This is a genomic window from Kitasatospora sp. NPDC058444 (genome assembly GCF_042721415.1).
GTDB lineage: Bacteria > Actinomycetota > Actinomycetes > Streptomycetales > Streptomycetaceae > Kitasatospora.
Genome location: NZ_JBHXLL010000015.1, coordinates 170819 through 177535, shown reverse-complemented (window position 1 = coordinate 177535; position 6717 = coordinate 170819). Strand labels below are relative to the sequence as shown.

Annotated in this window: 8 protein-coding genes; 7 read left to right on the top strand and 1 reads right to left on the bottom strand. The window is 73.2% G+C overall.

Features of this window, described 5'->3' with window-relative positions:
- Nucleotides 1–176: 176 nt before the first annotated feature.
- From ACFWP2_RS18395 to ACFWP2_RS18375, 5 genes are all read left to right on the top strand, one after another.
- Nucleotides 177–629 (top strand): SRPBCC family protein, encoded by a 453-nt coding sequence (locus ACFWP2_RS18395; RefSeq protein ID WP_380452438.1) that lies wholly within the window; start codon nt 177–179, stop codon nt 627–629.
- Between the two features lie 165 nt (nt 630–794).
- Nucleotides 795–1454, top strand: a complete 660-nt coding sequence (locus tag ACFWP2_RS18390; protein ID WP_380452436.1) for a hypothetical protein — start codon at nt 795–797, stop codon at nt 1452–1454.
- Nucleotides 1455–1613: 159 nt separating this feature from the next.
- Entirely contained in the window at nt 1614–2408 is a 795-nt protein-coding gene (locus ACFWP2_RS18385) for a thioredoxin domain-containing protein (protein WP_380452434.1), read from the top strand.
- Nucleotides 2405–3070, top strand: a complete 666-nt coding sequence (locus ACFWP2_RS18380; protein WP_380452431.1) for a vitamin K epoxide reductase family protein — start codon at nt 2405–2407, stop codon at nt 3068–3070. The genes ACFWP2_RS18385 and ACFWP2_RS18380 overlap by 4 nt, the downstream gene beginning before the upstream one ends.
- Nucleotides 3071–3135: 65 nt before the next feature.
- A complete protein-coding gene (locus ACFWP2_RS18375; RefSeq protein WP_380452429.1) occupies nt 3136–3720 on the top strand; it encodes a dihydrofolate reductase family protein in 585 nt (194 codons plus the stop codon).
- Nucleotides 3721–3753: 33 nt separating this feature from the next.
- On the opposite strand, the gene ACFWP2_RS18370 is transcribed toward ACFWP2_RS18375, so the two are convergent.
- Entirely contained in the window at nt 3754–4737 is a 984-nt protein-coding gene (locus ACFWP2_RS18370) for an adenosine deaminase (protein ID WP_380452427.1), read from the bottom strand.
- Between the two features lie 174 nt (nt 4738–4911).
- Between ACFWP2_RS18370 and ACFWP2_RS18365 the strand changes: the two genes are divergently transcribed.
- Nucleotides 4912–5193, top strand: coding sequence for a DUF6158 family protein (locus tag ACFWP2_RS18365; RefSeq protein ID WP_360339450.1), 282 nt, complete (start codon nt 4912–4914; stop codon nt 5191–5193).
- A 120-nt stretch (nt 5194–5313) separates the two neighbouring features.
- Nucleotides 5314–6702, top strand: coding sequence for an NADP-dependent succinic semialdehyde dehydrogenase (locus ACFWP2_RS18360; protein WP_380452424.1), 1389 nt, complete (start codon nt 5314–5316; stop codon nt 6700–6702).
- Nucleotides 6703–6717: the final 15 nt, after the last annotated feature.

The following is a 6717-nucleotide window of genomic DNA, read 5'->3' as shown; positions in this document are numbered from 1 at the left end:
GTCTCAACGCCCCACCCTCAGAGTGGGCAGTCTGAAAATCATCCAGCCCCCGGAGCACCCACCCCCGGAGCCGCCCCCGACACCCACCCTCCCGAAAGCCCAAACCCTCCCGAGACCCCCCTTTGCCCACCCCCACCCCAAGGCGCACGCTGGACCCCAGGGAGGTGCCACACCCCATGAGCACCCTTGAGGAACAGATCGACATCGCCGCCCCCGTCCTGGCCGCCTGGGAGCAACTGCACCGGGTGCACGAGTACCCCCGGTTCGTCGACGGCGTCCGCTCCGCCCAGCCGCACGGCCGCAATCTCGCGCATCTCGGGGTGGAGGTGGACGGTGCCGAGCGCTCGGTGGACGCCGAGATCACCGACCGCGGCCGGGGCCGGGTGATGGCCTGGCGGACGCTGGACTCCCTCCGGCTGCGCGGCGCCTTCGCGCTGCTGCCCCTCGACGCCCGGCACACCCGTCTGCAGATCCGGGTGGAGTACGACCCGGAGGCGGTGCAGCGGGAGTTCGGCGGACCGCGCGGTTTCGCCCAGGCCGGTGCGATCGAGCGCGCGGTGCGCGAGGACCTGGACCACTTCCGGGAGCTGGTCGAGGCGCGGGTCAGCGCCGCCGAAGCCCATTCGTAAACACCCCGCAAACGCCCCCGCAGGCACCCCGCAGGCACCCCGCAAACTCCCCCGAGCACCGCCGTAAGCGCCGCATAAGCCCAGCTCAGCCCCGCCGGTGAGGCTCTTCACAGCCCACCGCCCAGCAGACCGTTCCGGTTTCAACCTGTGGCAGACTCGGTTCCCATGGACATCGGCCCGGTCACCAGGACGCTCCGCGCGACGGTCTTCGCCGCGCTGGTCGTGCTGCTCGCCGGGCTCGGCCAGGTGCTGGTCACCGGCCGCGCGCTGCCGGTCGGCCCGATGTTGCTGGCCTCGGCCACCGTCTTCGCGGTGGCCTTCGCGCTGGCCGGCCGCGAGCGCGGCTACCCGGCGATCGCGGCGGTGTTCCTGCCGCTGGAGCTGGGTGCCGGCGCGCTGTTCGACCTCGCGCAGAGCACCTGTCCCTCGCTGCCGCCCGGCGCCGGGCACGGTCTCCAGCCGCTGCTGTGCGGCGGCGGCTCGCTCGGCGGTTTCCTGCTCGGCCACGGCGTCTCCGCCCGGACCGGTGTGCTGCTGCTCCTGCTGCTGCACACGGTGATCGCGCTGGCCGGCGCCTACTGGCTGCGCCGTGCGGACGCCGCGCTGTGCTGCCTGGCCGGCGCCGTCCGGATGCTGGGCGAGTTCCTGCACCGTCACCTGCCGGCGGCCGCCCGCTGGCTGCGGCTGCTGGCCGCCCCGCTGCCGGCCCGTCCGCCGGCGCGGGCGCCGTTCCCCCGGGCCAGCCGCACCCTGGTCCCGGCCGAGGACGTCACCGTCCGCCCGGCCGTCCGGCGCGGTCCCCCGCTGTTCGCCCTGGCCGTCTGAGCCGCGGACTTCCCACGGGCTTCCCGCCCGTCCGATCCCACCCGGTTCCACCCGGTTCCACCCGGTCCCGCTCAGCCCGCCGTCTCTCTCCCCCGCGCGCACGCCCCGCGCCGGCCGCGCGCGCCTCCCCGTACGCCCGAGAGCACAGGACGACACCCCATGAGCAACTCCCGCAAGACCGACAAGAAGACCTCCGCCACCGACCGCATGCGCGTCGCCCGCGCCCAGGCCGAGCGCTCCGACCGCGTGCGCCGCCGGGTGGTGGTCGGCGGCGCCTCCGCCGCCGTCCTGGCTCTCGCGGCGGGCGTGGCCTTCGCAGTCGGCGGTTCCTCCGGCTCCGGCTCGGACGCCGCCGCGAACGGCCCGCTGGTGGTGCCGGCCAACGCGAGCGGCACCGACGGCACCGTGATCACCTACGGCAAGGCCGACGCCCCGCACACCCTGGAGGTCTACGAGGACTTCCGCTGCCCGTTCTGCGAGCAGCTGGAGACCTCCACCGGCAAGGCGATCCAGCAGCTCGCCGACGACGGCACGTACAAGGTCGAGTACCACCTGGCGACGTTCCTGGACAACAACCTGGGCGGCAAGGGCTCCCGCACCGCGCTGGCCGCCGCCGGCGCCGCCCTGAACGAGGGCGTGGACAAGTTCAAGGCGTTCCACGACGTGCTGTACGCCAACCAGCCGGACGAGCGCAGCGACGCCTTCGGCGACGTCAACCACATCCTGGACCTGGCCAGCCAGGTGCCCGGCCTGAAGACCGACGGCTTCGTCAAGGCCGTCCAGGACGGGACCTACGCCCCGTGGGCGGCCAAGGTCAACGAGGAGTTCAACAAGAGCGACGTCACCGGCACCCCGACCGTCAAGCTGGACGGCCGGAAGCTGGACGTCCTCACCAACGGCAAGGCCGTCTCGCCCGAGCAGTTCACCGCGATGGTCAAGCAGGTGACCGGATGACGGCCGCCTCCCCCGCCGAACGGCCCACCACCGACCAGCCCACCCCCGGACGGCCCACCCCCGAACGGCCCGCCTACCGCGCGAGCCGCCCGTTCGCCTGGCTGCTGCTGATCGGCGGCGCGGTGGGCCTGTTCGCCTCGACGGTGCTCACCCTGGACAAGATCCGGCTGCTGGAGGATCCGTCCTACGTCCCCAACTGCAACATCAATCCGATCATCAGCTGCGGTTCGATCATGCGCAGCGCGCAGGCGGAGGCCTTCGGCTTCCCCAACTCGCTGATCGGCCTGGTCGCCTTCGGGGTGGTGGTCGCGATCGGCGCGGGGCTGCTCGCCGGTGCCGCCTACCGGCGCTGGTTCTGGCTCGGCCTTCAGGCCGGGACGGTGTTCGGGGTCGGCTTCGTGACCTGGCTGATGTACCAGGCGCTGTACCGGATCGGCGCGCTCTGCCCGTACTGCATGGTGGTGTGGGCCGCGGTGATCCCGCTGTTCTGGTACACCACGCTGCACAACCTGCGCAGCGGCGTGATCCCGGTGGGGCCGCGGCTGAAGGTCGCGGTCCGGGAGGCGGCCCGCTACCACTGGGTCGTCCCGGCCCTCTGGTACGCGGTGATCGCGCTGCTGATCCTCAACCGGTTCTGGTACTACTGGAGCACCCTGATCTGATCCCGTCCGCCGCCCCTTCCGGCCTGGAGGGGGCGGCGGCGGACCGTCTCCCGGTGAGGCCGCCGATGCGCCGCAGGATCATCCTCTTCGTCTCCCTCTCCGTGGACGGCTACTTCGAGGGACCGGACCACGACCTCGGCTGGAACCTCGTCGACGACGAGGTGCACACCCACTTCAACCGTGAACTCGCCCGGATGGGTGGTTTCCTCTCCGGCCGGGTGACGCACGAGCTGATGGCCTCCGTCTGGCCCACCGCCGACCAGGATCCGGACGTCGACGCCCCGATGGCGGAGTTCGCCGGGATCTGGCGCGCGATGCCGAAGACCGTCTTCTCCCGCACCCTCGACCACGCCGACTGGAACACCACCGTCGTCCGCGAGGTCACCCGCGAGTCGGTCGGCGCCCTCGCCGCCGGCCCCGGGGGCGACCTCTGCCTCAGCGGCGCGAACCTGGCCGAGTCCTTCCTCGCCCTCGACCTGATCGACGAGTTCCGCCTCTACGTCCACCCCGTCGTCCTCGGCCGCGGCACCCTCTTCTTCCGCCCGACCGAGCACCCCACCCCGCTCGCCCTCAAGGACACCCACCGCTTCACCAACGGCGTCACCCTGATGCACTACGAGCGCACCGGCCCGTCACCCCTGGACGAGTGACGGGCCGACGCGACGGACGGGCGGACGGACGGGTCAGAACACGTACGCCTCGACCTCGGCGAGGAGTTCGGCCCGCCGCCGCTCGCCGATGAAGGAGGCCCGGAAGGAGTTGGCGGCCAGCAGCCGCAGGGTCTCCTGGTCGAGGGCGAGGGCCTCGCGCACGGCGCGGAAGTTGTCCTCCACGTAGCCGCCGAAGTACGCCGGGTCGTCGGAGTTGACGGTGACCAGCAGGCCGGCCTCCAGCATCTCGGCCAGCGGGTGGTCGGCGAGGGTGTCGATGCAGCGCAGCCGGACGTTGGAGAGCGGGCAGAGGGTCAGCGGGATCTGCTCGCGCACCAGGCGGGCGACCAGCTCTCCGTCCTCCAGGCAGCGCAGCCCGTGGTCGATCCGCTCGACGCCGAGGACGTCCAGCGCCTCGGTGATGTACGCGGCCGGGCCCTCCTCACCCGCGTGGGCGACCCTTCGCAGCCCGGCCTCGGCTGCCCGGCGGTACACCTCGCGGAACTTCACCGGCGGGTGGCCGACCTCGGCGGAGTCCAGGCCGATGCCGGCGATCCGGTCGAAGTACGGGCGGGCGGCCTCGAAGGTCTCCAGCGCGGACTCGGCGGACTCGTCCCGCAGGAAGCACATGATCAGCTGGGTGCTGATGCCGTACCGCTCCTCGCTGCGCTCCAGCGCCCGGGTCAGTCCGTCCACCACCACGCCCAGCGGGACGCCGCGCGCGGTGTGCGCCTGCGGGTCGAAGAAGATCTCCGCGTGGCGCACGCCCTGGTCGGCGGCCCGGGCCAGGTAGGCGTCGGCGAGGTCGGCGAAGTCGTCCTCGGTGCGCAGCACGGCCATCAGCGCGTAGTAGAGGTCCAGGAAGGACTGGAGGTCGCTGAAGGAGTACGCCTCGCGCAGCGCCTCGGTGTCGGCGTACGGCAGCTCGACGCCGTTGCGGGCGGCGAGCTCGAAGGCGAGTTCGGGCTCCAGGGTGCCTTCGATGTGCAGGTGGAGTTCGGCCTTGGGAAGCGGCATGTGCGTGTCCGAGCGGTAGGCGGGGCGGTCCTGAACGTGTACGGAAGGATTCATCCTATGATCCGCCGCGGCTCCGGCGGCCCGGCGGGCGGCTCGCGCGGGGACCGATCGGGTGCACCGGAGACGGTCCGCGGGCACCCTGGAGGAGGGGACTTCCGCCGAGGAGGCACCGAGATGCGGCACGCCGACGACCCGCACATCCGGCCCGCGGGCATCTCCCCGCACGCCCTGGGCAACGACACGCTCCTGCACGAGCTGGAACAGCTCCACCGCACCCGCCACGAGACCTTCCTGTACGGCTCGGAGGAGGCGCTGAAGCGGCACACGCTGCGCACCGGGGAGCTGGAGGCCGAGTACCTGCACCGCTTCCCCAACCGGCAGGTCACCGCGGCCCGGACCAGGGCCGGGGCCCGGGCCCGGGAGGCGGCGGCCCGGGTGGAGTCGCTGCCGGAGTGAGCGGAGCGGAGCGCGCGCCCGACGGGACACGCCGGGCGCGCGGTGGCGTGCCCGGAGCCGGGCGGTCAGGGAGGGTGTGAGGGCAGACGCACCGGACCCCGACCCACCTGGGAGCCCCGCATGCCCATCGCCAGCGTCAACCCCGCGACCGGCGAGACCCTCCAGACCTTCGAGCCGCTCGACGCGGCCGGCGTCGAGCAGCGGCTGGCCCGCGCCGAGGCCGCCTTCCACGGCTATCGCGGCACCCCCTTCGCCGCCCGCGCCGAACTGATGCACCGCGCCGCCGACCTGCTGGACCGGGACCAGGAGGTGGTCGCCCGCACCATGACCGAGGAGATGGGCAAGCCGCTCGCCGCCGCCCGTGCCGAGGCCGCCAAGTGCGCCAAGGCGATGCGCTGGTACGCGGACAACGCCGAGGCGCTGCTCGCCGACGAGCACCCGGCCCCGGCCGACGTCGCCGACTCCGGCGCCGCCCGCGCCTACGTCCGCTACCGCCCGCTCGGCCCGGTGCTGGCCGTGATGCCGTGGAACTTCCCGCTCTGGCAGGTCGTCCGGTTCGCCGCGCCCGCCCTGATGGCGGGCAACGTCGGCCTGCTCAAGCACGCGTCCAACGTCCCGCGCACCGCGCTGGCGATCGAGGAGCTGTTCCGGCGGGCCGGTTTCCCGGAGGGCTGCTTCCAGACGCTGCTGATCGGCTCGGGCGCGGTCGAGGGCGTGATCCGGGACCGCCGGGTCGCCGCCGTCACCCTCACCGGCAGCGAGCCGGCCGGGCGGGCGGTCGCGGCCACCGCGGCGGACGAGGTCAAGAAGGCCGTGCTGGAGCTGGGCGGCAGCGACCCGTTCGTCGTCCTGCCGAGCGCCGACGTGGACGCCGCGGTGCGCACCGCCGTCCGGGCCCGGGTGCAGAACAACGGGCAGTCCTGCATCGCCGCCAAGCGCTTCGTCGTGCACACCGACGTGTACGACCGCTTCACCGCCGGCTTCACCGAGGCGATGCGGGCGCTGAAGGTCGGCGACCCGATGGACGAGGGCACCGACGTCGGGCCGCTGGCCAGCCGCCAGGGCCGGGACGACCTGGAGGAGCTGGTCGAGGACGCCCGCACCCGCGGCGCCCGGGTGGAGTGCGGCGGCGGGCGGCCGACCGGCTGGGACACCGGCTGGTTCTTCGAGCCCACGGTGCTGACCGGCATCACCCCGGCGATGCGGATCCACCAGGAGGAGACCTTCGGGCCGGTCGCCACCGTCTACCGGGTGGCCGACCTGGACGAGGCGGTGGCGGTCGCCAACGACACGCCGTTCGGGCTCAGCGCCAACGTCTGGACCACCGACGAGGCCGAGCGGGAGCGCTTCGTCCGGGACATCCAGGCCGGCGGGGTGTTCTTCAACGGGATGACGGCCTCCCACCCGGCGCTGCCGTTCGGCGGCGTCAAGCGCTCCGGGTTCGGACGGGAGCTGTCCGGCCACGGGATCCGGGAGTTCTGCAACGTCACCACGGTGTGGATCGGCTGAGCCCTCCCGGGCCCC